Source organism: Pseudomonas sp. (assembly GCF_035512415.1).
Taxonomy (GTDB): Bacteria; Pseudomonadota; Gammaproteobacteria; order Pseudomonadales; family Pseudomonadaceae; genus Aquipseudomonas.
Window position 1 is genome coordinate 1 of sequence record NZ_DATKDZ010000034.1, and the last position, 22,084, is coordinate 22,084.

Annotated in this window: 21 protein-coding genes; 13 read left to right on the plus strand and 8 right to left on the minus strand. The window is 61.4% G+C overall.

The genetic code is table 11. From position 1 onward, the window contains the following. A partial coding sequence (locus VMP31_RS16175) for an IS481 family transposase (RefSeq protein ID WP_325508727.1) occupies window positions 1-1,050 on the plus strand: 1,050 nt, incomplete at its 5' end. 77 nt (window positions 1,051-1,127) lie between these two features. On the opposite strand, the gene VMP31_RS16180 is transcribed toward VMP31_RS16175, so the two are convergent. Then, a complete protein-coding gene (locus VMP31_RS16180; RefSeq protein WP_325508728.1) occupies window positions 1,128-1,586 on the minus strand; it encodes a MarR family winged helix-turn-helix transcriptional regulator in 459 nt (152 codons plus the stop codon). 111 nt (window positions 1,587-1,697) lie between these two features. On the opposite strand from VMP31_RS16180, the gene VMP31_RS16185 reads away from it, so the two are divergent. The 3 genes from VMP31_RS16185 to VMP31_RS16195 all read left to right on the plus strand — a co-directional run bounded on the left by VMP31_RS16185 (window position 1,698) and on the right by VMP31_RS16195 (window position 5,562). Further along, complete coding sequence (locus VMP31_RS16185; protein WP_325508729.1) at window positions 1,698-2,864, plus strand: PLP-dependent aminotransferase family protein; 1,167 nt, start codon at window positions 1,698-1,700, stop codon at window positions 2,862-2,864. Between the two features lie 68 nt (window positions 2,865-2,932). Continuing rightward, the gene (locus VMP31_RS16190; protein ID WP_325508730.1) at window positions 2,933-3,535 is read left to right on the plus strand and encodes a glutathione S-transferase family protein; all 603 of its coding nucleotides are present in this window, start codon (window positions 2,933-2,935) and stop codon (window positions 3,533-3,535) included. A gap of 83 nt (window positions 3,536-3,618) precedes the next feature. Beyond that, window positions 3,619-5,562 carry a UvrD-helicase domain-containing protein gene (locus tag VMP31_RS16195; protein ID WP_325508731.1) on the plus strand — a complete coding sequence of 648 codons (1,944 nt, stop codon included), beginning with the start codon at window positions 3,619-3,621 and terminating at the stop codon, window positions 5,560-5,562. Between the two features lie 74 nt (window positions 5,563-5,636). Here VMP31_RS16195 and VMP31_RS16200 read toward each other — a convergent pair whose 3' ends face one another. Beyond that, window positions 5,637-6,527 (minus strand): LysR family transcriptional regulator, encoded by an 891-nt coding sequence (locus VMP31_RS16200; protein WP_325508732.1) that lies wholly within the window; start codon window positions 6,525-6,527, stop codon window positions 5,637-5,639. 143 nt (window positions 6,528-6,670) lie between these two features. Here VMP31_RS16200 and VMP31_RS16205 point away from each other — a divergent pair, with 143 nt between their 5' ends. Further along, complete coding sequence (locus tag VMP31_RS16205; RefSeq protein ID WP_325508733.1) at window positions 6,671-8,098, plus strand: MFS transporter; 1,428 nt, start codon at window positions 6,671-6,673, stop codon at window positions 8,096-8,098. Window positions 8,099-8,253: 155 nt separating this feature from the next. Here the strand turns inward: VMP31_RS16205 and VMP31_RS16210 are convergent, their stop codons facing one another. The 3 genes from VMP31_RS16210 to VMP31_RS16220 all read right to left on the minus strand — a co-directional run bounded on the left by VMP31_RS16210 (window position 8,254) and on the right by VMP31_RS16220 (window position 11,707). After that, window positions 8,254-8,580, minus strand: a complete 327-nt coding sequence (locus tag VMP31_RS16210) for a hypothetical protein (protein WP_325508734.1) — start codon at window positions 8,578-8,580, stop codon at window positions 8,254-8,256. A 372-nt stretch (window positions 8,581-8,952) separates the two neighbouring features. After that, complete coding sequence (locus VMP31_RS16215) at window positions 8,953-11,049, minus strand: autotransporter domain-containing protein (RefSeq protein ID WP_325508735.1); 2,097 nt, start codon at window positions 11,047-11,049, stop codon at window positions 8,953-8,955. A 256-nt stretch (window positions 11,050-11,305) separates the two neighbouring features. Beyond that, complete coding sequence (locus tag VMP31_RS16220) at window positions 11,306-11,707, minus strand: hypothetical protein (protein WP_325508736.1); 402 nt, start codon at window positions 11,705-11,707, stop codon at window positions 11,306-11,308. Between the two features lie 168 nt (window positions 11,708-11,875). Between VMP31_RS16220 and VMP31_RS16225 the strand changes: the two genes are divergently transcribed. The 7 genes from VMP31_RS16225 (at window position 11,876) to VMP31_RS16255 (ending at window position 18,628) form a co-directional block, all read left to right on the plus strand. Continuing rightward, entirely contained in the window at window positions 11,876-12,292 is a 417-nt protein-coding gene (locus VMP31_RS16225) for a hypothetical protein (RefSeq protein ID WP_325508737.1), read from the plus strand. Between the two features lie 198 nt (window positions 12,293-12,490). Further along, entirely contained in the window at window positions 12,491-12,820 is a 330-nt protein-coding gene (locus tag VMP31_RS16230) for a hypothetical protein (protein WP_325508738.1), read from the plus strand. Beyond that, window positions 12,807-14,228, plus strand: coding sequence for a TolC family protein (locus tag VMP31_RS16235; protein ID WP_325508739.1), 1,422 nt, complete (start codon window positions 12,807-12,809; stop codon window positions 14,226-14,228). Before VMP31_RS16230 ends, VMP31_RS16235 begins: the two co-directional genes overlap by 14 nt. Before the next feature lie 16 nt (window positions 14,229-14,244). Next, window positions 14,245-15,657 carry a copper oxidase gene (locus VMP31_RS16240; protein WP_325508740.1) on the plus strand — a complete coding sequence of 471 codons (1,413 nt, stop codon included), beginning with the start codon at window positions 14,245-14,247 and terminating at the stop codon, window positions 15,655-15,657. Between the two features lie 99 nt (window positions 15,658-15,756). Beyond that, on the plus strand, window positions 15,757-16,260 hold the full coding sequence (locus tag VMP31_RS16245) for a cupredoxin family protein (protein WP_325508741.1): 504 nt from the start codon (window positions 15,757-15,759) through the stop codon (window positions 16,258-16,260). A gap of 121 nt (window positions 16,261-16,381) precedes the next feature. Next, complete coding sequence (locus tag VMP31_RS16250; protein WP_325508742.1) at window positions 16,382-16,711, plus strand: copper-binding protein; 330 nt, start codon at window positions 16,382-16,384, stop codon at window positions 16,709-16,711. 303 nt (window positions 16,712-17,014) lie between these two features. Beyond that, window positions 17,015-18,628, plus strand: a complete 1,614-nt coding sequence (locus VMP31_RS16255; RefSeq protein WP_325508743.1) for a M28 family metallopeptidase — start codon at window positions 17,015-17,017, stop codon at window positions 18,626-18,628. 46 nt (window positions 18,629-18,674) lie between these two features. On the opposite strand, the gene VMP31_RS16260 is transcribed toward VMP31_RS16255, so the two are convergent. Beyond that, window positions 18,675-19,046 (minus strand): glutaredoxin domain-containing protein, encoded by a 372-nt coding sequence (locus VMP31_RS16260; protein ID WP_325508744.1) that lies wholly within the window; start codon window positions 19,044-19,046, stop codon window positions 18,675-18,677. Between the two features lie 135 nt (window positions 19,047-19,181). On the opposite strand from VMP31_RS16260, the gene VMP31_RS16265 reads away from it, so the two are divergent. Further along, a complete protein-coding gene (locus tag VMP31_RS16265; protein WP_269383119.1) occupies window positions 19,182-19,418 on the plus strand; it encodes a DUF3820 family protein in 237 nt (78 codons plus the stop codon). Between the two features lie 129 nt (window positions 19,419-19,547). Here VMP31_RS16265 and VMP31_RS16270 read toward each other — a convergent pair whose 3' ends face one another. Then, complete coding sequence (locus VMP31_RS16270; RefSeq protein ID WP_325508745.1) at window positions 19,548-21,143, minus strand: malate:quinone oxidoreductase; 1,596 nt, start codon at window positions 21,141-21,143, stop codon at window positions 19,548-19,550. Between the two features lie 380 nt (window positions 21,144-21,523). Then, entirely contained in the window at window positions 21,524-22,072 is a 549-nt protein-coding gene (folE, locus tag VMP31_RS16275) for a GTP cyclohydrolase I FolE (RefSeq protein ID WP_325508746.1), read from the minus strand. Window positions 22,073-22,084: the final 12 nt, after the last annotated feature.

Genomic DNA, 22,084 nt, shown 5'->3' on the forward strand with positions numbered 1-22,084 from the left:
TGTCGACGCTACGGCATCAGCCCTAAGACGGCGTACAAATGGCTGAATCGTTATCACGATCAGGGCGACACCGGGCTGCAAGATCAATCTCGCCGCCCCTTGCTAAGCCCGGGGCGAAGTACTGCTGAACTGGAGCAGGAGGTGGTGCGGTTGCATCACCAGTTTCCTTACTGGGGCGCCCGTAAGCTTCTCTGCTTGTTGCCCGATGGGGTTAAGCGACCGCACCACAGCACCATTGATGCGATTCTCCACCGCCACGATTGCCAGGTGCGCTATCACGCCGGGGAGGCGCAAGCCCCGGCGACTCGTCGCTTCGAGCACGACCGGCCAAACGAGCTGTGGCAGATCGACTTCAAGGGCAACTTCCACCTCTCGGATCGCCACTCTCCGCGCTGTCACCCGCTGACGGTGCTGGATGACCACTCACGCTTTGCGCTCTGCCTGGAGGCATGTGAGGGCGAGAGACTAGAACTGGTACGCCCAAAGCTGATCCAGGTGTTTCGCCGTTATGGCCTACCGCGCCGAGTGACAGCGGATAACGGCCCACCCTGGGGCTCGAACATCGAGGGTGGCCTATCGGCCATGGAAGTCTGGCTGATGCGCTTGGGCATCGAGGTCAGCCATAGTCGCCCCCACCACCCTCAAACGCAGGGCAAGCTTGAGCGCTTCCATCAAACCCTTAAGCGGGAGCTGCTGCATCGTACCTTTAGCGATCTGGCGCACTGCCAGTATGTGATGGATCACTGGCGTAATCAGTACAACCAGCAGCGTCCCCATGAGGCACTGGGCCAACAACCGCCGATATCGCGCTATCAATCCAGTTTACGCAGCTACCCTGAGGAGCTGCCGGCGGTTGAATATGAGCCGGGAGATCGGGTTCTCAAAGTGACGGGAACCGGTCAGGTCAAGTTTGAAGGCAAAAGTCGCTTTGTCGGGGGTGGGCTGCTGGGTGAGCGAATTGCTATCCGCCCAACCAACGTGGATGGTGTCTACGATGTGATCTTCATTCACAAGACCCTCCGCCAGATCGACTTGAGAGAACGGAAGTGACGATCATCAAACCGTTACCCATGTCTCCCGACAGGCGTTACCCATGTATCCCGGCTGAACACCGTGCGCACCAGCTATTACGCGTTACGGGGTTCTGACTCCAGCCCCTTACCGGCCAGCGCTTGATTGACCTTGAGCCAGCCCTGCACCGCCTCGTCACCCACTTCGCCGAAGGCCCGCTGCAGCAGCTTGGCCTGTTCGCGGCGCAGGGCCCGTTCCAGCTTGGCTCCTTCGGCAGTAAAACCGAGCAGGCGTTTGCGCTTGTCGTCTTCGGCGGTAAGGCTCTGCACCAGGTCCATTTCCAGCAACTGGCGCAGCGGCGTATTGAGCGCCTGCTTGCTGACGCCCAGATAAGCGAGCAGCTCTTTCATACTCAAACCGGGGTACTTGGCGATAAAAAACAGAATGCGGTGATGCACCCGCGACAGGCCACGGCGCGCCAGCATTTCATCGGCTTTGGCGGTAAAGGCCTGGTAGCCAAAAAAGAAGGCTTCCATGGCGGTTTGCTGAGTGATTGTGTTTTTGAGATCCAGCATTAAGGTCAAGCCTATTGACGTATCTGCGGTGGTCGTCGTAGTTTCAGGCAAACATAATTTCGGTCAAACAGTTTGACCTATTTTTATTTGCCTTTGCTACCGGTGATATCCATGGCCTTCTCCGAACGTGTTGCCCGCCTGAAAAGCTCCCTGATCCGTGAAATCCTCGCCGCGGCGCAGCGTCCGGAAGTCATGTCCTTTGCCGGCGGCCTGCCCGCCGAACCCATGCTGCCGAAAGTCGAGTGGGCTGATATGCCGACCAGCATGGGCCAGTACGGCATGAGCGAAGGCGAGCCGGCGCTGCGTGAGGCCATCGCCAGTGAGGCCCGCGCCCTCGGCGTGCCCTGCGATGCCAGCCAGGTGCTGATCGTCAGCGGTTCGCAGCAGACCCTCGACCTGGCCAGCAAGCTGTTTATCGACCCAGGCACCGAAGTGCTGCTCGAAGCGCCGACCTACCTGGCCGCGTTGCAGGCCTTCCAGCTGTTCGGTGCCGATTGCATCGCCGTGCCCCAGGAAGCCGATGGCCCGCAGATCGACGCCCTGCGCCAGCGCCTGGAAAACCACAAGCCGGCCTTCGCCTACCTGATCCCGACCTTCCAGAACCCCTCGGCGGTGCGTTACAGCGAAGCCAAGCGCGACGCCGTGGCGGCGCTGCTGGATGAGTTCGGCGTGACCCTGATCGAGGACGAACCCTATCGCGAGTTGGTGTTCGACGAAGGCAGCGCCACGCCTATCGTCAGCCGCTTGCATAAGGCCAGCTGGATCTACACCGGCACCGTGTCGAAAACTTTGCTGCCGGGCCTGCGCGTCGGCTATCTGATCGCCACCCCGGATCTGTACCCCTATCTGCTGCGCCTCAAGCAGTCGGCGGACCTGCACACCAACCGCATCGGCCAGTGGCAGGCGCTGCAGTGGCTGGGCAGCGAGAAATACCGTGGCCACCTGGCCGAGCTGCGCGACTTCTACCGCATCCGCCGCGATGCCATGCAGGCAGTGCTGGAGGAGCACTTCAGTGATCTGGCCGACTGGCAGATTCCCCAGGGCGGTCTGTTCTTCTGGCTGACCCTCAAGCAGCCGCTGGACACCCGCACCTTGTTGGCCCCGGCGTTGGCGCAGAATGTGGCGTTTATGCCCGGCGAGCCGTTTTTTATCGATCCGGATCAGCATCCAGGGCATTTGCGGCTTAACTTCAGCCATGTCGCCCCGGAGCGTTTGAGCGAAGGCCTTAAGCGTCTGGCCGAGGTGATACGTCAGGCCCAGGCTGGCGCAGCAGTTTGATCGAGTAGGGCGGTCTCGCCGCGAAGCGGCAGCCCGCCACAGATAACAGATAGAGGGAGGACAGGACGATGTACAAGGTCTATGGCGACTACCGGTCGGGCAACTGCTACAAGATCAAGCTGATGCTGCATCTGCTGGGGCTGCCCTATGAGTGGATAGCGATCGATATCCTCAAAGGCGAAACCCAGAGCGAAGCCTTCCTGGCCAAGAACCCCAACGGCAAGATCCCGGTGCTGGAGCTGGAAGACGGCACCTGCCTGTGGGAGTCCAACGCCATCCTCAACTTCCTCGCCGACGGCAGCGAGTTTCTGCCCAGCGAGCCGCGCCTGCGTACCCAGGTGCTGCAGTGGCAGTTCTTCGAGCAGTACAGCCACGAGCCCTATGTCGCGGTGGCGCGATTTATCCAGCTGTATCAGGGTCTGCCCGAGGCGCGCCGCGCTGAATATGAGGAATGCCATGTACGCGGCCGCAAGGCGCTCAAGGTGATGGAGCAACAGCTGCAACGCACGCCCTACCTGGTCGGCGAGCACTTCTCGATTGCCGATATCGCCCTGTACGCCTACACCCACGTGGCCGACGAGGGCGGCTTCGACCTGAGCGGTTACCCGGCCATTCGCGGCTGGCTGCAGCGCGTGGCCAGCCATCCGCGCTATGTCGGCATGCTCGATTAGCCGGCGCGGTTTGCCATCGCTTGTCAGGGCGCGGCGAAAAACACTTATCATTCAACGATCTATCTAAATGACTGGATCACCGAATGCCCACTGCTGTGCAGCGCTATAAGCGGCTTATTTCCGCTGCCCTGGCCCGTTACTTCCCGCATACCACCGCCTACCTGCGCGCCGAGCGCGAGGCGGCGGTGGTGGATAAAAAGCCCGCCGCGCGGGCGAAAAAGGGCACGGCAAGCGCCCGCAAGACCAAGACGGGTGCTGCCGCTAAATCCGCCAAGCCCCGTAGCAAAGCCAGCAAACCTTCGACCGCAGGCATCTACGGCCCTGCGCTGATGGCGGTCGACGCCGCGCAGATCCAGGCCATGCGTGCGCAAGTGGCCCGGGCGGTGGAGGCCGGGGTGGTCAGCGCGCCCTCGGACGAACAGTGGGCGATGATCCTCGGCAACCATCCCCTGACGCGGATCTTCGCCGGGGCCGGTTCGGGCAAGTCCACCACCCTGGTGCTGCGTGTGGCCTTTATGCTTTGTCACCTGGGCATCGAGCCACAGCGGCTGACGCTGATCTCCTTTACCAACGCCTCCTGCGCCGAGCTGCGCGAGCGCCTGCTCAAGGTGCTGGGCTTTTTCGCTTACCCCTTCGATGACGCCCAGGCCCGGCAATGCGTGCGTACCTTCCATTCGGCCATGGGCAGCATGGCTAAGACGCTGCTCGCCAGTCCGCGCTGGTTCGAGCAATTGGACGACAGGCAGGCCGCCGGTCGCGAGCTGGACAACCCACTGACGGCCTCGCGCCTGCGGCCGGCCCAGCAGCGCCTGCTCAAACAGGCCTATCAGCAGTGCTACGCCGAACAGCCCGGGTTTCGCGAGCGGGTGCACAGCCTGTTACAGCTGCCCATGCCGCCGGCCGACGGCAAGCGCCTGCCCAAGGCACCGCTCGATGGCTTCAAGCTGCAGGGCGAATTTAGCCTTGTACCGCTGTATGAGGCCTTCTACGCCCAGGCCGGTTTTATCGAAAGCATTGGCATCCGTATCGAGCAGATTCAGCCACAGCAACTGGTTTGCAGCGCCCAGGAACGCTGCTTTATCGAAGCCCTGATGCTGTTCTGGCCAAGCTTTAGCAGCTGCCTGCAGGCCCAGGGGCTGACGACCTTCAACGCCGCTTTCCAGCAGCTGACCGAGCGTCTGGGCGCGGGCGGGCAGGGCGTGCCTGCCGAGGCGCTGGCCCCGTTCGGCCATCTGCTGATCGACGAATTTCAGGACATTTCGCCGCACATCGTTCAATGGCTGCAGGCCGTGCAGCGGGCTCTGGCCGGGCAGGGCGCGGCGGTCAGCCTGATGGCCATCGGTGACGACTGGCAGTCGATCTATGGTTGGCGCGGCAGCTCGCCGGAGCTGTTTATCGACTTCGACCGACACTTCCCCGGTAAGGGGCGGGCCAAGCCCAGCGCCGTGCTGACCCTGGCCACCAACTACCGCTCCATCGAGCCGATTATTCGCGACGCCGAGGCAGTGCTCGGTGGGGTGGCCTACAAGCAGGGCAAGATCAGCCAGGCGAGCAAGGCCGTGCAGCCGGGCGACCACGGCGTGCGCCTGATCCAGCGCTTCGACAGCAAGACCCGCCTGCCGGAGCTGCTCAAGCAGATCCACGAGCAATGCGCCCACGCGGCCGGGCGCAACAGCCGCGAGCGCAACGCGGTGCTGCTGCTCAGTCGGCGCAACGAGCCGTTGCAGGCCATCACCGCGCAGCTGGACAAGAAACTGCCGGTCAAGGCCTACACCATCCACCGCGCCAAGGGCCTGCAGGCCGAAGTGGCGATCATCCTCGACGACTGCATGCCGCCCGAGCCACACCCGCTGCGCAATGTGCTGTACGCCTACTCGGGCTTCTTCAACAACAGCTACGACCAGGCCATGCAGGACGAAAGCCTGCGCCTGGCCTACGTGGCGATCACCCGTGGCGTCAGCCGGGTGCTCTGGTACTGCCAGAAAACTCAAGGGGCGACGCGGGTGCTGGCGGGGCGGGGGCGGTAGGCGATTTTGGGGGGGCTTATAACCCCAAATGGTTATTTATCACCGTTCGCCGGCTATGCAGATCGTATCGCAGACTACTGTGCACAAACCTCCCGCAAACAACCGCGCAACCAACGATGCGCGGGGTCGGCATCCATTCGCGGGTGCCAGAGCATGGCTACGGTGAACGGCGCTAGTGCGACGGGAAGAGGGAAGCTGTGCATGCCGGCGCGTAGGCTGGTGGTGTGCCGTTCCGGGACGCTGACGATCAGCTCGGTGGCGCGGGCCAGGGCGAGGGCGGTGGAGAAGCCGGCGACTATGGTGACGACCTGCCGCGCAAGGCCCAGCGATTGCAGGGCTTCATCGACAGGGCCTTTGTCGAGCCCGCGCCGGGAGACGTTGATGTGCTCGCCAGCGGCATAACGGGCGGGCGTGATCTCGCTCTGGCTCAGCGAATGGCCCTCGCATACGACGCCGATAAAGCGGTCGCGGAACAACGCCTGGGTGCGCAGCTCGGGGCTGGCGTCTTGGCCCACGACACCTGTTTCTAGGTCGACAGTGCCGTCGCGCAGGGGCGTGCTGTCTTTATCCGGCTTCTGTACAAAGCACAGACGTACGCCAGGCGCTTCCTGGGCGATGCGCGCAAGCAGCGCTGGGCCGAAGTTTTCCACAAAGCCTTCGCTGCTGCGCAGGGTGAAGGTTCGCACCAACTGTTTCAGGTCGACCTGCTTGGCGGGGCGCAGCACCGCTTCGGCATCCTGCACCAGTTGTGCGACGCGCTCGCGCAGTTCGAGCGCTCGGGGCGTGGGCACCAGGCCGCGCCCGGCCCTGACCAACAGCGGGTCGCCCATGGTTTCGCGTAAACGCGCCAACGACCGGCTCATCGCCGAGGGGCTCAGCCGCAAGCGCTTGGCTGCGCGTGCGACGCTGCCTTCCGCGAGCAGTACATCGAGAGTGACCAGCAAATTGAGATCGGCTGTGGACATCTGTCGGTCCTGACATGATGTGATTTTGATAAGGCGTTACACGCACGAATAACCTGCAAATGCTGCGCCTTCCGCCAGGTTACTCGCAGGGATAGATTTCTGACAGCTCCGTTTCGCGAGTTGCCAGAAGACAGGAGGGTGCGATGAAGTCAGTTATTGCGGGACAAGGTGAGGCCCTAGCGCACAGTGCGCCACAGACGCCTTCGGTGCGCTTGGCGTTGGCCAGCCTGTCGCTATCGATGTTGCTGTCCTCGCTCGGTATCAGCATCGCCAATGTCGGCTTGCCGACCTTGGCGCAGGCATTCAATGCCTCCTTCCAGGACGTGCAGTGGGTCGTTATTGCTTATCTGCTCGCCATCACCACGCTAATCGTCAGCGTCGGCTGGCTCGGCGACCTGATTGGCCGGCGACGGCTGCTCCTGGCCGGGATATTTCTATTCACTGTGGCCTCCGCGTTATGCGGCTTCGCGCCCACGCTGTGGCTGCTGATCGGCGCGCGGGCGCTGCAGGGGCTCGGCGCGGCGATCATGATGGCGCTGACCATGGCCTTTATCGGCGAGACGGTGAGCAAGGCCAAGACCGGCAGCGCCATGGGTTTGCTCGGAACCATGTCGGCGATTGGCACCGCCTTGGGCCCATCGCTCGGCGGCCTGCTGATCGCCGGGTTCGGCTGGCAGGCGATCTTCCTGATCACTGTGCCGCTGGGCCTGCTGACGCTGCTGCTCGCGCAGCGCTACTTGCCCGCCGATCGGCAAGCGCAGAAGGCCGGGCGCGCCGGCTTCGACCCCTTGGGTACGTTGTTGCTGGCGCTAACGCTCGCGGCTTATGCGCTGGCCATGACCACGGGCCGCGGCCTGGGTATGGCGCTGTTGCTGGCTGCTTTAGTCGGCGCTGGCCTGTTCATATGGGTCGAGGCGCGAGTGGCATCGCCGTTGATTCGCCTGGCGATATTCCGCGATCCACGCTTGTGTGGCGGCCTAGCCATGAGCGCACTGGTCTCGACGGTGATGATGGCGACGCTGGTGGTAGGGCCTTTCTATCTGGCGGACGGGCATGGCCTCGACGCCGCTCGGGTGGGGTTGGCCTTGGCGGTCGGGCCCTTTGTCTCGGCGTTGACGGCTACACCCGCCGGCCGCTTCGCCGATCGTTTTGGCGCGCAACGCATGACGGTGCTGGGGCTTGGCGGTATGGCAGCCGGTTGCCTGTTGCTGGCGACCTTGCCGGAGACGCTTGGCGTTGGCGGCTATATCGCCCCCCTGGTGGTCGTTACCATCGGCTATGCGCTGTTCCAAACGGCCAACAACACCGCTGTGATGAGCGATATCAGCGCGGATCAGCGCGGTGTTATCGCCGGCATGCTCAACCTGTCGCGCAATCTCGGGCTGATCACCGGCGCATCGGCGATGGGCGCGGTGTTCGCGTTCGCCTCGGCGACGACAGATATCGCCATGGCGCATCCCGAGGCCGTTGCCACGGGTATGCGCATCACCTTTGCCGCCGCCCTGGCGCTGATCGTTGTCGCGCTGGCCATCGCGTTTGCAAACCGTGCGCTGGCCCGCAGGATGGCGTGAGTGCTGGAGTTCAAGAGTATCCGCAGGGGCAGGTCTTGCCTTTGCTTAATAGGAAAAGGGTCCGTGCATTTATCTTCAGGGCCATTCGCTCGAATGATGGAGCGAATCACACAGTAAGCGGACGCTCGTAAGCGTCCGTTTATGGCCAGCAGCGCTTAGATAAATACCTGCCGAGCTACGCCGCGCGGGATGCGGTTTTTACCTGGCAGTTGCTCCAGGCGTTGCTGCCATTCGGCGCGAGGGGACAGGGTAGGGGCCGCTTTCGCCATTTCAGCTGCTGCGAGGGCAGCCTTGGCGGCTTTTGCTTCGGCTCTAAGCTCAGCCAAGGTGGGGGTCTTGCGCACAGGCTCAATAGCGCCCTTTTCAACGGTGCGAAGGCAGAGCTTGCATGACACCTGGGTAACATCCTGGGTGCTGCTCAGGTTCGAGCCAGTGCGCCCGCATGCAATATTTTCCTGGGGCGCGCAATAGTGAATGGCCAACGTGTTGTCTCCTGCATTTTCGGGCGCGGGATTTTACACGGCGTCGCTGAGGCTGCAAGCGGCTTGGCGTAAGCGAGGTCAGGATTATGCAGAATGTCTTGGCGAGAGATTGAGCAATCGGGGAACCACGATATCGATGTCGCCGAGCGTCAGCTCGGGATCGAGTTGGTCTGCGTAAGCGACCGCCGGTGGCCGCGAGGTAGGCCAGAAGGGATAAATAAACTCGCCTCTTTTCGGTCCCTGAAGAGTAGAGGGCAGGTTGGGGCGCAGGCTAACGTGTGTTTTCGCCGCGCCCCACTTGCGTTTTCAGCTGTTGGTGTTGAGCTGCGCGAAAATATCGCGCAGCTCAACACCCTTGCCAATACTTGTCTATTAGTATTTGAGGCTGGCTATAAGTGACAGTTGATTGGACGAGTACTCGCTGTCATTCCACTTGTAGTCATATTGCCCTTTGACTGTCCAGGAACTGTTATCACAATTGCAGGACAGGAAGGTGATGCCTGCGCCGACATTGTACAGATCCCGATCCTGCTCTATGCCTTCCACGTTAAATGCCGACCCGCCCCCGGTGAGGGCTGCGGTTTGCTCAGTAGAGGTATCGCTAAAATCATGCATCCATTTGGCATGAACTTCAGGGGAGTAGGTGATGGAGCCGGATCGAATAACACGCTCGACCTTAACGCCCACACCTGATTGGGTCAGGTTGTAATCCTGATCATCCACACGATGATTCAAGCCGCCAGCGCCACTTTCTTTATAGCTGTCAACTTTGATAAGTGACGTCTGTAACGAGGCGAAAGGGGTAACAGTAACTTCCTGATCGAAGTAGAAATGTTTCCCGGCCGAAACCAGAGCAGTGTACTGCTGGCCGTCGTAGTCAGATTTGGCCATGCGATTAACGCCAGGGAAGGTGATCTGGCGTTCCCCTTCATATCGATCCATGCCGGCAGTCAAAGCACCCTGCACATACCAAGGGCCTGGGGTGTAATTGAGATAGCCCGTCAGCTGGTAGGAGTCGATTGTGGTCTCAGCAGAAGAGTTGTTGCCGTCAATGGTGCTATTTGCATAACCGGCGCTGATACCCGCTCGGGTGTTTTCGCCCACCGGCCGGTCGTACGCCAGCACTAAACCGTAGGTTTTAGTGTCGTAACCGAAGTTATTATCGACATCACCCTGGCTACCTGCATTACCAAAGGTTTTGGCCCACCAATTGCTCGGTTGCTCATCACCGTTGCACTTGCGCAGATCTTGCTGGGGCTTATCGGTCCCACAGCTGGTGTCGCAGCACAGGTTCTGGATTTCATCCACCCGCGCTTGCAGCATGTCTTCCATCAGGCGCGTCGTCTGCCCAGCTACCCAGGGAGCTGCCAGGTTGGTGTTGCTGGGAGCCAATTGAACCAGTGCATTACTGGCGGCAGCTGCGCTGGGCAGAGCAAGCACGGCACCCTGAACAACTTGCACATCGGAGCCTACTGGAGCAGGCGAACCCAGCAGTGCCCCTGCAGCCACATCGGCAACGGGTGAGCCCAATGAAACGGACTCAACTGTAATCAGTACATCGCCAGTAGTGGTCGGCACGCTGGAGAAGGTGTAGAGCGGGTTGGTATTGAGTACGGTTACAGTCGCCCCGTTGGTGCCCGCCAGGCCACCGACAATCGTGAAGGTCGTGCCGGCAGTAAGTACGCCCGTAACAGTTGGGATTACCGTGATACCGGCAGCATTGATATTTGAGGCACCGGACGGCTGGATATTGCCGTAGACGGTATTGCCGGCCAGGGAGGTCGCAATCGTGCCATTGGCGTTAGTGGTCAATGCCCCAGTAATGGCCAGGGTATTCGCGCCGAGGTTGAATCCTTGGGCTTGTACGGCACCGGTAATGGATGCATTACCGCCAGAGACATTAATTTGCTTCAGCCCGCTTGCACCGCCAATGGCCCCATCGACATGACTGCCGTTATTCAGGGTCAACGTGCCGGTATTGGCAGTATTAGTCGTGATTGCGCCCGTCAGGAGTTGACCTGCGCCGAGATTAAGAAAGCCATCGCCAACGAATACAGGTGCCGATATAACGTCGCCATTGAAATTTACAATGCCTTCCCCGCTAATTTGCGACGTAGTAGCGAATACGTCGCCATTAAAGTTAACCGTATTGCCAGTAGCGCCGGCACTGATATTTAGAAACAGCACGCCTGGCTGGCCGGTTGACCCTGTTACTGTTGAGTCACCGAGAAACAGAAGATCGCCGGTGTTATTGGCATCCGTGGTAAAGGCACCGCCGAGGTCGTTATTGGTATTGATGTTTTGACCATCGGTAATGGTCAATGTGGCACCACCCGTAGTATCGACACCATTGAGCTCGCCTTCAGCCCCGACTACACCGGGAAGCGCAACGGCCTCACGAGCCAGACTGATCGGGGCCCAAGCCACGATGGCGGCTGCCACAGCTACAGAAATTAAGCTGGCTTTCATGCCGATCCTTTGAGTTAAATGTCGTAATTGACACTCCAGCGTAGGCCTAATAAATTTGATTAGCAAATAAACTAAATAAATTAATATTAATCGTGGTTGGAAATATAAATTTGCTTTTTTGATTATAAGTAATAAATCCGACTATTTATATTTATAGACCTTAGCCAGAATGTTAGAGCGAATGGTTTCTCTTAGCTGTTAGCTATCCGTTGTGCCGATCCGCTCCTGTCCGACTTCAGCTACTTTTCCCAGCCCTTCAAATACCCCGAAACAGGTCATGGGCGTTAAGCAGGTCGTAGGCGATCTCTGGGTGTTTTTCCAGGCCGCGGCGGATGGAGGTGGGCAGCGCCTGGCGGGTTTTGCGGCAGAGGCCGGGGAGTTCGTCGATCTCGATCCTGATGCCGCGCATGCTGCGTACTTCGTTGAAGCCGGGGGCGACGGCCAGGCGGATGCCGAGTTGCTCGTACATGCGCTGTTGCAGTTTTTCCAGCTCGCTCAGGCTCTGCAGGTTTTCCAGGCGATCGAGCAGGCGTTTTTCCTCCTGGCGGGTCAGGCGCAGGATACGCAGGTCGCTGTCGGCGCTTTCCAGCAGCTGCTCGCGGCCGCAGTCGCAGGCTCCGGGCGGGCAGGGTTGGCGGATGGGCGGGTTGGTTGTCATGGGCTGCGATCATAGCCAGCCTGGCCGGTGTTTGCCCATGGGGTTGCGGGTTATATCGATGGTCGGCTGCGGGCAAATCAAGCTCAGGCGCTTGCCGGCCATGGACAAGTGACCGAATCGGTGGATAATCCGGCTCACCCACCTTTATTCGAAGACAGCCCTATCGCCATGCGCACTCTGCGAATTGCCCTGATCTGGATGCTGATGCTCGCCCTTCCGGCGCAGAGCATGGCAGCCATTGGCATGCAGTTATGTGCGTTGACTCAGGGCGGCGCGGGCGACTCAAGCAGCCAGCAGATGGCGGCCCATCACCCGGCTGTAATGGCTCCCCAGGCCATGCAGGCCTCCGCCCATAGTGAGCATCATGGTGGCGACAGTGCCGCGCCTTCCAGCACCTCCATACAGCCCGCCGATAACAGCCTATGCAGCCTCTGCGCCTTTTGCGTGGGTGCGGTGGCGCTGAGTACGGTGCTTACCAGCAATAGCCTGCCACATGCCGTCGAGCCTTCCCTGGCGCGACTGGATCGCTTTATCGGCTTTATCGCCGAGACCCCGGAAAGACCCCCCCGCCTGTTTCGCGCCTAAGCCAGGAGTGCGCCTTAACGGTGCCCCTTACTGAGCCTGTTATATCGCCTGTTAGCTAGAGCTGTGCGCTGAGTTCCGCCCTTGGGGAAAGGAACGCAATCCGCGCCTGCTGCTAGATCCGCCGGTATATGGCTTTTGTCTTAGTTGCGTGGCTGCCCGGCCTGTTGCCGGCTACTGCGCTTGACGCGAGATCATCCGATGCTGCGTTTGTTTGTTGCCCGGCGGGCGTTTGCCTGCCAGGTCCTGTTGGCGCTGCCTGTCAGCGCCTGGGCCGAGTTGCCCGACCCGCTGGATGCCCAGGCCGCCACGCCGGCTGTGCACTATCAATCACCGCTCAAGACCTACCAGAGTTTTAGCGAGCAACCGCTGCAGGATTGGCGCGAGGCCAATGAGCTGGTCGGCCGTATCGGCGGCTGGCGCACCTACGCCCAGGAGCCTTACGCCGAGGAAGTCTCGGCGCAGCAGCCCACTGAGCCGGCTGTCGAGCCGCCGGCCAAGCCAATGGAGCAGCACCATGGCCATCACTAACGCGCGGCGACTGAATGGCTTTTTACGCCTGGCCGGGCTCTGTAGCCCCTTGTTGCTGGTCGGTTGCGCCGGCTTTAGCCAGGACGGTGGTTTTGCCACGGTCGAGCAGGCCAGCCAGGTGCAGTTGGACAAGCAGGTTACCTGGGTGAAAACCCCGGAGCAGCGCAGCCAGGTGGCCGAGCGGGTCGCCGAGTTACTGGCCGAGCCGCTGACGGTGGATGCCGCGGTGCAGGTGGCGCTGCTGAACAACCCCGGTCTGCAGGCGAGTTTCGACCAGCTGGGTATCAGCGAAGCCGAGCGTGTCCAGGCCGGGCGTATCCCCAATCCGGGCTTTTCCTTCGGTCGTATGGAGAAGGGCAGCGAGGTGGAGTACGAGCGCGGCCTGCATATCAACCTGGCGCGGCTGATCGCCATGCCGCTGACCTCCGGCATGGAGGCCAAGCGCTTCGAGCAGGTGCAGCGGCAGACCAGCCTGGCGGTGTTCGAACTGGCCAGCCAGACCCGCAAGGCCTGGTACCGCGCGGTGGCGGCGCAGGAGAGCCTGGGCTTTATGGGCCAGGTGATGGAGTCGGCTGAAATCTCTGCCGAGCTGGCCAGGCGGCTGGCGGCGGTGGGCAACTACAGCACCCTGCAACGGGCCCAGGAGCAGAGCTTCTATGCCGATGCCGGGCTTAATCTGATCCGCGCCGAACAGGCCCGGGTGCAGAGCCGCGAGCAGCTGACCCGCTTGCTTGGCTTGTGGGGTGAGCAGCTCGACTTCCAGCTGCCCGCACGCCTGCCCGAATTGCCGGCCACGGCTGAGCAGCTGGCGGATGTCGAACGCCTGGCTATGGCCCAGCGTCTGGATATCCAGACCGTGCGCCTGGACGCCGAGCGTCTGGCCAAGAACCTGGGGCTGAGCAAGACCACGCGCTTTATCAACGTGCTGGAGCTGGGCGTGGTGAATAACCGCTCCAATGAGGAGCCGACCCAGCGCGGTTACGAGATCAGCGTCGAGTTGCCGCTGTTCGACTGGAGCGGAGCCAAGGTGGCCAAGGCTGAGGCGCAGTACCGGCAGATGCTCAACCGCGCGGCCGAAACGGCGATCAACGCGCGCTCGCAGGTGCGCGAGGCTTACCTGGGTTACCAGGCCAGCCATGACATTGCCCGGCATTACCGCGACGAGGTGCTGCCGCTGCGCGCGCGCATCGCCGAGGAAAATGTCCTGCAGTACAACGGCATGTTTATCAGCACCTTCGAGCTGCTGGCCGATGCGCGCAAGCAGGTGCTGGCGGTGGATGGCTACCTGCAGGCGCAGCGCGATTTCTGGATCGCCAAGGCCGATCTGGATATGGCCCTGTTGGGTGCGCCCAGCCTGTCATCGAGCACACCGGCTATGGCCGTCACCGACGAGCCCGCCGGGCACTGATCAAGGACTATTTCCCATGGTTTCACGACGTGATTTCTTTCTCGGTGCCAGTGCCATTACCGCCGCTGTCGCCACTTCGGCGGTCAGCCGGGTATCCCTGGCCGGCGTGCCGGAAGCGGTGTCCCAGGGCAGTGCCGATACCCAGCCGCCGCTGCAGCCGCAGAACGGCCGGCCCTATAACCCGGTGGTCACCCTCAATGGCTGGACCCTGCCGTGGCGGTTGAACAACGGGGTCAAGGAGTTCCACCTGGTCGCAGAACCCGTGGTGCGCGAGCTGGCACCCGGCTACAAGGCCCACCTGTGGGGCTATAACGGCCAGTCGCCAGGGCCGACCATCGAGGTGGTGGAGGGCGACCGGGTGCGCATCTTCGTCACCAACAAACTGCCCGAGCACACCAGCATCCACTGGCACGGTCAGCGCCTGCCCAATGGCATGGACGGCGTCTCCGGGCTGACCCAGCCGGCGATTCCGGTGGGCAAGACCTTCGTTTACGAGTTCGTCGCCCGTCGCCCCGGCACCTTTATGTACCACCCCCATGCCGACGAAATGACCCAGATGGCCATGGGCATGATGGGCTTCTGGGTCACCCATCCCAAGGCGCATCATCCGCTGATCAGCGAAGTGGATCGGGATTTCTGCTTCCTGCTTAACGCCTACGACATCGAGCCCGGGGCGGCCACGCCGAAGATCATGACCATGCTCGACTTCAACCTGTGGACCTTCAACAGCCGCATCTTCCCGGGCATCGACCCGCTAGTGGTGCGGCATAACGACAAGGTGCGCATCCGCGTCGGCAACCTGACCATGACCAATCACCCGATCCACCTGCATGGCCATGAGTTCGAAGTGACCGGTACCGATGGCGGGCCGACCCCGGTGGGTTCGCGCTGGCCGGAGGTGACCACCGATGTGGCGGTGGGGCAGATGCGTCAGGTCGAGTTCCTCGCCGACGAGGAGGGCGACTGGGCCTTCCACTGCCACAAGAGCCACCACACCATGAACGCCATGGGCCACGCCATTCCGACCCTGGTCGGCGTCGACCACCGCGACATGACTCGCAGGATCGCCAAGCTGATCCCCGATTACATGGTCATGGGCGAACGCGGCATGGCCGATATGGCGGAAATGCAGATGCCGCTGCCGGACAACACCGCACCGATGATGACCGGCGACGGACCCTTCGGTTCGGTGGAAATGGGTGGCATGTTTACCGTGCTCAAGGTGCGCAAAGACCAGCCCGCGGGCGACTACCGCGACCCTGGCTGGTTCAAGCACCCGGCCGGCACTGTGGCCTATGAATGGAAAGGGGACCTGGCCAAACCCGCGCGTTCGAGCGAGGCCGGCGGGCAGTCGATGCCGCTCAAGCAGCCGATCGACGAGCCGGTTGAGGTGCAGGTGCGTAAACCCGGGGGGCATGCAGATCATTGACTCAGGGAGGCACGGCTGGGCGGCACTCCGCTGGGCGGAGTGCCGCCCATCCGCTCCTACACCACACGAGCAGCGTTTATTTAATTCGAGGAGTTAGTCATGAATCTATCGTCAAACCTTAGTGCCCTGTTGCTGGGCATTGTCGGCGTCTTTGTCAGCAGCCCGCTGCTGGCCCATGGCGAGAAACCTAACGCGCCTCACAGCGCGGCGGTGATCAAGGAGCAGAAGCCCTGGGGCATAGCCGGCGATCCCGAGCAGGTCAGCCGCACCATCGAGATCGGCATGAGCGATGCCATGCGTTTTACTCCCGACTTCCTTGAGGTCAAGCAGGGCGAAACCATTCGCCTGCTCCACCGCAATAACGGCCAGGTGCTGCACGAATTCGTCATCGGCACCCAGGACGATCTGGATAAGCACGCGGCGCTGATGGTCAAGTTCCCCGGTATGGAGCATGACGAGCCCTATATGGCCCACGTTGCCCCGGGTCAGACCGGCGAGATCATCTGGACCTTCAACCGCGCTGGCGACTTCGACTTTGCCTGCCTGATCGTCGGCCATTACCAGGCTGGGATGGTTGGCAAGGTGCGGGTTGTGGCGAACTGACAGAGGCGTGCAAAGCCGGATCAGCCTGTGCTGGCCGGCGTAATAGCGGCAGCGTAATTCTTGCGCGGGCCGATAAATGATCAGGGCGGCCGCTGGGTCGTCTGACTTGAGGAGCAAGACCATGAAGCAACTACTGATTGCCTGCCTGCTGGGCAGCCTGGCGTTTAGCGTACAGGCCAGCGATGAACACAGCGGCCATAAGGGCCACGAGGCCGTGCAGGCCAACGCCAGCATGAGCCAGGGTGAGGTGCGCAAGATCGATGCGGCCCGGCAGAAGATTACCCTGCGCCATGGCCCCATTGCCAATATCGGCATGCCGCCGATGACCATGGTGTTTGACGTGAAGGACGCCGCGCTGCTCGAAGGGGTCGCGGTGGGCGACAAGGTCGGCTTTGTCGTCGAGCAGCAGGGCAGCAAGTTCGTCGTGACCGAGCTGCAGGGCGCGCAGTAACGCCGCCACCGGGCCGGCCAGTTCTATCGGCATCGGCTCGGCACTTGGGCACCTGGCAGCCTAGGGTGTTCGCACACTAGGGGTTTCTGGGCTGCCCCGGTGCGCCCGGGCAATATTTGGTGAGGATTTTTTTGACCTAGTGCTCAAATTTGCGCGCTGGGTCGGCGTTCGATCAATAAATACAGAACCGAAGGGGCAGGCGCGAGTCACTGCTTATGGTCGCGTCTCCAGGGAGCCGTAGGGGGCAGTGGCAGATGCCATAGACGACCAGCCACAACAATGTCTATCCAAGGATGATTTCCCATGACGAAGAAGAACAATGTTCGTTGGGTTGTTGGTTCGCTCGCTTTAATCGCCTCCACCGCCGGTATTGCCGCCTCGCCCAGTGACAGCGAGCGCTTCAATGATTTCTGGACCCCTGGCAAACCGCCGCTATCGGCGTGCAAATCGCCGCTGCTGGTGGGCACTCCGCTGGGCTTGCCCCACTGCATGCAGGCCAGCAAGGTGCTGACCCGTCTGCAAGCCCTGCAGGATATCGCCAGCCTCAATGGCGGCAACCGCGCCGCCGCGCAGCCGGGCTATCAGGCCTCCGTCGACTACGTGCGTACGACGCTTGAACGGGCCGGTTACCAGGTCACCCTGCAGGCTTTCCCCTTCACCTCTTACGAACCGATTGGCCCAGGCACCCTGAGCATGCTGCTGCCGACGCCGACCGACTACGTCTGGGACGAGGATTTCACCTACCTGTCGCAAACCGAAGCCGGCGATGTCAGCGCCGCCGTGGTGCCGGTGGATCTGATGCTCGGTGCCGGCAATACCTCCAGCAGCGGTTGTGAAACGGAGGATTTCGCGGCCTTCCCCAGTGGCTCCATCGCCCTGATCCAGCGCGGCACCTGCAGCTTTCAGCAGAAGGCCGAAAATGCCGCGGCGGCTGGTGCGGCGGGGGCGATCATCTTCAATCAGGGCGATAGCGAGGATCGCAAGGGCCTGATGAACGCGACCCTGGGCGATACCTATGCCGGCGGTATCCCGGTGTTGTTCACCACTTACGATATCGGTGCCGACTGGGCGCAGGCCGCAGGGGTGCAAGTGCGCATGGTGGCCGACGTCGAGCGTAGTCGTACCGAAACCCATAACGTGATCGCCCAGACCCGGCGCGGCAACCCGAACAATGTGGTGATGGTCGGTGCGCACCTGGATTCGGTGGGCGAGGGCCCTGGTATCAACGACAACGGCTCGGGCAGCGCCGCGCTGCTGGAAATGGCGGTGCTGATGAGCAAGGCCCGTCCTCTCAATCAGGTGCGGTTCGCCTGGTGGGGCGCGGAAGAGTCGGGGCTGGTCGGTTCGACCTACTACGCCAGCCAGTTGCCGGACGAGCAGAAGCAGCAGATCAAGGCCTACCTGAACTTCGACATGATCGCTTCGCCGAATTTCGGCAACTTTATCTATGACGGCGACGGTTCGGATTTCGGCCTGCAGGGCCCGCCCGGCTCGGCTGCCATCGAGCGGCTGCTGCAAGCCTACTTCGGCCTGCGTGGTGCGCCGGCGGAGGGCACCGAGATCGACTTCCGTTCCGATTATGCGCAGTTCTTCGAGGAAGGCATTGCCTTTGGCGGCCTGTTCACCGGTGCCGAAGACTTGAAGAGCGAGGAGCAGGCGCAGAAGTTCGGCGGTGCGGCCAACCAGCCATTCGACCCGTGCTATCACGATGCCTGCGACAACATCGACAATATCAATATGGATGCACTGGAGCTGCATGGCGACGCCATGGCCTTCGCGACCAGTTGGCTGTCGCTGTCGACCAAGGTCATCGATGATGAAATTGCCGCCGTCGAGCAGGCCCAACAAGGCCGTGCCCTGCAGCGTCAGCAGTCGGTGCGTAATATCGAGCGTTGGGGCAAGTACTTTATCAAGTAAGCCCTGCAAGTCTGCGCCGGGGCAAACCCCGGTGCAGTATCGGACGTCAGACGCTGGCGAAGCGCTCGTCCAGATAGGCGATGATCGCCTTGGACTCATACAGCCAGGTGCTCTGGCCGTTTTCTTCGATGCGCAGGCACGGCACCTTGATCTTGCCGCCAAATTGTTCCAACTCGCTACGCGCTTTGGCGTCGTTCTTCGCGTCGCGCAGAGCTACCGGCACGTTCAGCTTGTGCAGGGTGCGGCGGGTTTTTACGCAGAACGGGCAAGCGTGGAACTGGTACAGCGCGAGGTTGCTGGCGCTTTGCTCGACCGCAGCCTGAGCTTCAGGGGTGCGTTTGAGCTTGGCCGGACGGCTGATCCAGTCGAGGAAGATGATCAACTGGCCGAGGCCGATGCGCAGTGCCTTGATAATCATGCGGGGGCAAACCTTGGGTCGATAAACAGGGGCGCGCAGCTTACCCGAGTTTTCTCGCCTTGGCGTCGGCGCTGGTCTGGCTCTGCGCCCAACGGCATAATCCGCGTTCGATTGCCGAACCCTGCCGAGCCTGCGATGAAACCTGAAGACCTGTTATTGCTGGTAACCCGCGAGATGCCCTTCGGCAAACACAAAGGCCGTTTGCTCGCCGATCTGCCCGGTAACTACCTCAACTGGTTCGCCCGCGAAGGCTTCCCCCAGGGTGAAATCGGCCGGCTGCTGGCGCTGATGCAGGAGATCGATCACAACGGCCTGTCGGGCCTGCTCGACCCGCTACGCACCAAGCCGCGTGTGCCGTTCAAGGGGCAGTAGGCTTTTCACGGGGCAATAAAAAACCGGCTTGTGGCCGGTTTTTTATTGCGTGCCATCCATGGCCGCAGCTTGTGTCGCGTGAGGCGACGGCAAAAGGTGCTTCTGGCAATTTGCATTGCCGGCAGGCGCTTACTGCGCCTGGCTGACCTCTGGGATGAGGGCCAGCGGCGGCACTTCAACGAACTCCAGTTGCAGGCGTTCGCTACTCCAGGCGCGGGTCTGGTTGGTCAGCGCCAGGTCGTCGTTGAGCTTTTGGCCGTAGGACGGGATGATTTCTTTCAGCTTGGTTTGCCACTGCGGGCTGTGCATCTTGTCCTTGAAGGTTTTCTCCAGTACCGAGAGCATGATCGGCGCGGCTGTCGAGGCACCTGGCGATGCGCCGAGCAGGGCAGCGAGGCTGCCATCGGCGGCGCTGACCACTTCGGTGCCGAACTGCAGAATGCCGCCGTGTTCGGCGTCTTTCTTGATGATCTGCACACGCTGGCCGGCTTGGATCAGCTCCCAGTCTTCCGACTGTGCTTCTGGGAAGTAGTCGCGCAGCGAGTCCATGCGGTCTTCCTGGCTGAGCATCAGCTGGCCCATCAGGTAGGTGCTGAGCGAGAAGTTATCGATGCCGGCGTGGGTCATCGGCAGGATGTTGTCGGTGGTCAGGGCGCTGAACATGTCGAGCAGCGAGCCATGTTTCAGGAACTTGGTGGAGAAGGTGGCGAACGGCCCGAACAGCAGCACCTTCTTGCCATCAATCACGCGGGTATCCAGGTGCGGCACGGACATCGGCGGTGAGCCTACCGATGCCAGGCCATACACCTTGGCCTGGTGCTGGGCGACGATTTCCGGGTTGCTGGTGGCCAGGAACGAGCCGCCCACCGGGAAGCCCGCATAGCCTTCGCCTTCACTAATACCGGACATCTGCAGCAGTTTCAGCGCCGCGCCGCCAGCGCCGATAAACACGAACTTGGCGTTGATGGTTTTCTCTGCGCCGCCGTTGGCCAGGTCGGCCACCTGCACGTTCCAGGTGTTGTCGGCGTTGCGCTCGATGCCGCGCACTTCATGCTGCAGGTTGAGGCTGACGTTGTCCTGCTGGCTTAGCGAGCCGAACAGCTGACGGGTGATTTCGCCGAAGTTGACGTCGGTACCAATCGATACGCGGGTGGCGGCGATCTTCTGCCCAGGCTCGCGGCCTTGCATCACCAGCGGTACCCACTGCTTGATCTGCTGCGGGTCTTCGGAATATTCCATGCCGCGGAACAGCGAGCTGGCCTGCAGGGCTGCGTGGCGTTTCTTGAGGAAGTCGACGTTGTCATCGCCCCAGACAAAGCTCATATGCGGCACGTTGTTGATAAACGACGGCGGGTTGTTCAGCACCTTGCGCTCAACCTGGTAGGCCCAGAACTGCTTGGAAATCTCGAACGACTCGTTGATCGCCACCGCCTTGCTGATATCGATGCTGCCGTCAGCCAGTTGCGGGGTGTAGTTCAGCTCGCAAAAGGCCGAGTGGCCGGTGCCAGCGTTGTTCCAGGCGTTGGAGCTTTCTTCGGCGACCTGATCAAGGCGCTCGTAAATGTCGATGCTCCAGCCCGGCTCCAGCTCGTTGAGGTAGGTGCCCAGGCTGGCACTCATGATGCCGCCGCCAATCAACAGAACATCCACGGTTTTTTCCGGCTCGGGGTGCTTGGCGCAGCCAATCACGCTCAGGCACAGCAGGGTCAACAGGAGCTTTTTCATTAAACCAACCATCTTCTCGGTGAAGTCAGAATGACGACCTGCGCCGACACGGGGTCAGGCGTGTGGCAATAGCGTGCTGGCCCGTCGGCGGGCGACAGGCGCGGGGCGGGGGGTGCAAGGCGTCGTGTGCATAACGGCAGCGGCTCAAGGCGCGGCGACTGGCGTTGCCTGGGGCTACTTGAAAGAATCGCAAGAAGCATGCCCGCCACTGCAAAGCCGCGGGCTGCGGTGCTCTGCCGCAGTGCTACAGGAAGATTTTCCAGGGTGGAATGGCGTGATTCCGCCATATTTTGGCGGTTTTAGCGCAGAGTCTGGCGGGTTGTCGCCAGAGTAGGTACAAAAAAACCGGCCATGGCCGGTTTCTTCTGCAGTGGGCTTGATCAGTTATTGACCAGGCTAAGGAACTCGCTTCGCGTGGCGGCGTTATCGCGGAATTCGCCGAGCATCACCGAGGTGACCATGGAGGAGTTCTGCTTCTCCACGCCGCGCATCATCATGCACATATGCTGCGCTTCGATCACCACCGCAACACCGAGGGCACCGGTGACCTGTTGGATGGCTTCGGCGATCTGCCGGCTGAGGTTTTCCTGGATCTGCAGGCGGCGCGCGTACATATCGACGATACGCGCGACCTTCGACAGACCGAGCACCTTGCCACTGGGGATATAGGCGACATGGGCCTTGCCGATAAACGGCAGCAGATGATGCTCACACAGCGAGTACAGCTCGATGTTCTTCACCAGCACCATTTCGCTGTTATCGGAGCTGAACAGCGCGCCATTGGTGACTTCTTCCAGCGTCTGCTGGTAGCCCTTGCACAGGTACTGCATGGCTTTGGCGGCGCGCTTGGGTGTGTCGAGCAGGCCCTCGCGGGACACGTCCTCGCCGAGTTGGCCAAGGATCGCGGTGTAGTTCTGTTCCAGGGACATGGACAATCTCGT

Coding starts and splice junctions, on each gene's coding strand:
- VMP31_RS16180 (WP_325508728.1), bottom strand. CDS start 1,586: ATGCTGGATCTCAAAAACACAATCACTCAGCAAACCGCCATGGAAGCC.
- VMP31_RS16185 (WP_325508729.1), top strand. CDS start 1,698: ATGGCCTTCTCCGAACGTGTTGCCCGCCTGAAAAGCTCCCTGATCCGT.
- VMP31_RS16190 (WP_325508730.1), top strand. CDS start 2,933: ATGTACAAGGTCTATGGCGACTACCGGTCGGGCAACTGCTACAAGATC.
- VMP31_RS16195 (WP_325508731.1), top strand. CDS start 3,619: ATGCCCACTGCTGTGCAGCGCTATAAGCGGCTTATTTCCGCTGCCCTG.
- VMP31_RS16200 (WP_325508732.1), bottom strand. CDS start 6,527: ATGTCCACAGCCGATCTCAATTTGCTGGTCACTCTCGATGTACTGCTC.
- VMP31_RS16205 (WP_325508733.1), top strand. CDS start 6,671: ATGAAGTCAGTTATTGCGGGACAAGGTGAGGCCCTAGCGCACAGTGCG.
- VMP31_RS16215 (WP_325508735.1), bottom strand. CDS start 11,049: ATGAAAGCCAGCTTAATTTCTGTAGCTGTGGCAGCCGCCATCGTGGCT.
- VMP31_RS16220 (WP_325508736.1), bottom strand. CDS start 11,707: ATGACAACCAACCCGCCCATCCGCCAACCCTGCCCGCCCGGAGCCTGC.
- VMP31_RS16225 (WP_325508737.1), top strand. CDS start 11,876: ATGCGCACTCTGCGAATTGCCCTGATCTGGATGCTGATGCTCGCCCTT.
- VMP31_RS16230 (WP_325508738.1), top strand. CDS start 12,491: ATGCTGCGTTTGTTTGTTGCCCGGCGGGCGTTTGCCTGCCAGGTCCTG.
- VMP31_RS16235 (WP_325508739.1), top strand. CDS start 12,807: ATGGCCATCACTAACGCGCGGCGACTGAATGGCTTTTTACGCCTGGCC.
- VMP31_RS16240 (WP_325508740.1), top strand. CDS start 14,245: ATGGTTTCACGACGTGATTTCTTTCTCGGTGCCAGTGCCATTACCGCC.
- VMP31_RS16245 (WP_325508741.1), top strand. CDS start 15,757: ATGAATCTATCGTCAAACCTTAGTGCCCTGTTGCTGGGCATTGTCGGC.
- VMP31_RS16250 (WP_325508742.1), top strand. CDS start 16,382: ATGAAGCAACTACTGATTGCCTGCCTGCTGGGCAGCCTGGCGTTTAGC.
- VMP31_RS16255 (WP_325508743.1), top strand. CDS start 17,015: ATGACGAAGAAGAACAATGTTCGTTGGGTTGTTGGTTCGCTCGCTTTA.
- VMP31_RS16260 (WP_325508744.1), bottom strand. CDS start 19,046: ATGATTATCAAGGCACTGCGCATCGGCCTCGGCCAGTTGATCATCTTC.
- VMP31_RS16265 (WP_269383119.1), top strand. CDS start 19,182: ATGAAACCTGAAGACCTGTTATTGCTGGTAACCCGCGAGATGCCCTTC.
- VMP31_RS16270 (WP_325508745.1), bottom strand. CDS start 21,143: ATGAAAAAGCTCCTGTTGACCCTGCTGTGCCTGAGCGTGATTGGCTGC.
- folE (WP_325508746.1), bottom strand. CDS start 22,072: ATGTCCCTGGAACAGAACTACACCGCGATCCTTGGCCAACTCGGCGAG.